Genomic DNA, 2,683 nt, shown 5'->3' on the forward strand with positions numbered 1-2,683 from the left:
CTGCTGGATGTCTCGGGGCAGCTAAGGAGGCTTTGGAGCTCTCCACCGCCTATGCCAAGCAGAGGGTGCAGTTTGGCCGTCCCATCGCCGACAATCAAGCCATCCAGTGGATGCTCGCCGATATGGCGACCGAGATATTCGCTATGGAGAGTATGGTCTATCGTGCCGCCTGGATGAAGGATCAGGGGATGAAGATAGGAAGGGTAGCAGCGATGGTGAAGCTCTTCTGCTCCGAGGCGCTCGATCGGATCATCGACCGGGCGGTTCAGATCCACGGTGGAATGGGGTACATCAAGAAGTATCCCATCGAGCGGATGTATCGTGATTCCCGGATAAACCGGATCTTCGAGGGGACGAACGAGGTCCAGCGGATGGTCATCGCCCACGACATCCTGAAACGGGGTTTTAAGTGGTAAGGGTATAGATATCAAGGGGGCTTTAATTTATCTTCTTTTTAAGCCCCTTTTCTATTTCTTTAAGGAGCTCTTCGTATTTCTCCTCGCCGAGGGAGGTTTTGATTTTATTGATATCCTTCTCTACTCGGTCGGCAACCAGGGGGTCTATCTGGTAGAAGATGTTTCTCGCTAAGATATAGGAGGAAAGAGCCTTCCTGTATTCCTTCCTCAAGTGATGAATTCTCCCTAAGTTGTAGAGGGTCCCCCCAATTCCGAGGAGGTCGCGTTCCTTGGTGAAGTGGACCAATGCCCGGTTGTAGGCTCTTTCCGCTGAAGTGAGCTCCTTCTTTTTAAGCGCCTCCTCCCCTTCCTTAAATGCCAGTTCTCCGGGGGTGAGTTTTTTCTCTTCCATATCTCCTTCCGCTTTCCCGATTATATTGGCTGGGTGTTTTCTTGTCAAAGGAACCTGTTGGAGGGCGGTGGTTTTTTCTTTCCCTTTTTGGGGATAAGGGGTAAAATAAAAGATGCGCGGGAGAGGCGTGATGGTATAAATAACTTCCCTTCCCTTGGGGGAGGGTTTTTATGGATAATTGACTATGGAACGAGAGGAGATGGGGGTTGAATTCGCCCCGCTTCAAGTGAAAGAGAAGATAGCTGAGCTCACCCGGAATGTGGAGCGGGTGATCAAAGGCAAGCGAGAGGTGATAAAGCTCGCCATCGTTACCCTGCTTGCTCGGGGTCATCTTCTGATCGAGGATGTCCCCGGTGTAGGGAAAACAACCTTAGCCCATGCCCTTGCTCAGTCGCTCGCCTTAAGGTTCAGAAGGATCCAGTTCACTTCAGACCTTCTCCCTTCGGATATCCTCGGGGTCTCGGTTTACGACCCGAAGACCCAGCAGTTTGTCTTCAGGCACGGTCCCATCTTTTCCAATGTTATTCTGGCAGATGAGATAAATCGAGCCACCCCGAAAACCCAGAGTTGTCTCCTCGAGGCGATGAACGAGTATCAGGTTTCCATCGAATCGCGGACGATTCCGCTTCCCGAGCCCTTTCTCGTGCTCGCCACCCAGAATCCGATGGAATATTATGGCACCTACCCCCTCCCTGAATCTCAGCTCGATCGTTTCCTTATGCGGATCAGGATGGGTTATCCTGAGAGGCGTTTCGAGAAGGAGATCCTCACCGGAGAAAGATCGCAGAGCGTGGTGGCGAGGCTGAAACCGGTTCTCTCCGGCGAAGAGGTTATCGCCCTTCAGGATATGGTGGAGAGGGTGCGGATGGATGATATTTTGGTCGAGTATATGATGAATATCGTGGAGGAAACGAGGAAGAGCGAGCTTCTCGGTGTTGGGGTAAGCCCCCGCGGGGCGATCCACCTCTATCGGGCGGTCCAGTCTCTTGCCCTGGTTGAGGGAAGGAGCTACGCTATCCCCGACGATGTAAAAAGGCTTGCGGTACCCGTCCTTGCTCACCGGGTGATCGTGGAGGCGAGGCTTGATCCCTTTGGAAAGCGGGCGAGGGATGCGGAGGAGATAATCAGGGATATCTTGAAGAAGGTATCGGTACCGCTTTGAGGAGGCGGGGTTATTGCTTACCGCGCTTTTAGCTTTTCCCAGGCGGATGAGAAAGAACAAGGATAAAGCCCTTCGAGCATCCCGAAAAGAGGAGGGTGGTTTTACTTCGAGGATCGCTTCCCTTTTTTCTAAATTCCTCGGGTTGAGCCCCCGAGAGATGGCTCGCTTTGGCGGTAGAAAGAGGATATTCACCGCTTTTAAGAAGGAGTTTCCCCGGCTTGAGCGGTTTTCCGATATAAGGAAGAAGATCACCCCTGATGAGCGGAGGTCCTTTTCTCTCCGCTATCTTCGCTCTCATAGGTTGCTCGGTGCTGCCTGTGGTGCCGGCTTCGGGTCTTTTGGGATCTCCCTTGCTCCTTTGGAGGAGTATTCCCTCGCCCTCCTCCGTCTCAGGCTGGCGAGCTCTATCGCTTACTCCTTTGGATATGACCTTTCCCGCCCTGAAGAGCGGGGATTCCTGGTACAGGCGATGGCTTCCCCTTCTGGGAGAAAACCGATAAAGCCTGCTTCCCTCAGGTATATAATGACAAGTTTGGCGCGGAGGGTCATCTCCCTTGTGGTGAGGGATGAGGCCCGGTCGGCTCGGGTGAAGAGGATGTTAACGAAGATCGGGCTTAACCTTACCGAAAGGAGGATGCTTGCCTTCATTCCCCTCTTCGGGGCGGTGGTCTCTGCCGGTTTCAATTACCGGGAGATGGAAAGAACCGCTTTATC

The 2,683-nt window shown here is 53.0% G+C and carries 4 protein-coding genes; 3 read left to right on the forward strand and 1 reads right to left on the reverse strand.

What is annotated here, in order from left to right; genetic code table 11:
- Nucleotides 1-416 (forward strand): acyl-CoA dehydrogenase (locus J7L64_04960; protein MCD6451692.1); only part of this gene is annotated, 416 nt, incomplete at its 5' end.
- Between the two features lie 22 nt (nucleotides 417-438).
- Here the strand turns inward: J7L64_04960 and J7L64_04965 are convergent.
- Nucleotides 439-807 (reverse strand): hypothetical protein, encoded by a 369-nt coding sequence (locus J7L64_04965; GenBank protein ID MCD6451693.1) that lies wholly within the window; start codon nucleotides 805-807, stop codon nucleotides 439-441.
- Between the two features lie 184 nt (nucleotides 808-991).
- On the opposite strand from J7L64_04965, the gene J7L64_04970 reads away from it, so the two are divergent.
- Entirely contained in the window at nucleotides 992-1,969 is a 978-nt protein-coding gene (locus J7L64_04970) for a MoxR family ATPase (protein MCD6451694.1), read from the forward strand.
- A gap of 46 nt (nucleotides 1,970-2,015) precedes the next feature.
- The coding region (locus J7L64_04975; GenBank protein ID MCD6451695.1) for an EcsC family protein at nucleotides 2,016-2,683 on the forward strand (668 nt) is incomplete at its 3' end.

The organism is Acidobacteriota bacterium, from assembly GCA_021161905.1.
Lineage (GTDB): Bacteria > Acidobacteriota > B3-B38 > Guanabaribacteriales > JAGGZT01 > JAGGZT01.

What these genes read in the sequence shown, in the direction of transcription:
- J7L64_04965 (MCD6451693.1), bottom strand. Translation starts at nt 807, where the DNA reads ATGGAAGAGAAAAAACTCACCCCCGGAGAACTGGCATTTAAGGAAGGG.
- J7L64_04970 (MCD6451694.1), top strand. Translation starts at nt 992, where the DNA reads ATGGAACGAGAGGAGATGGGGGTTGAATTCGCCCCGCTTCAAGTGAAA.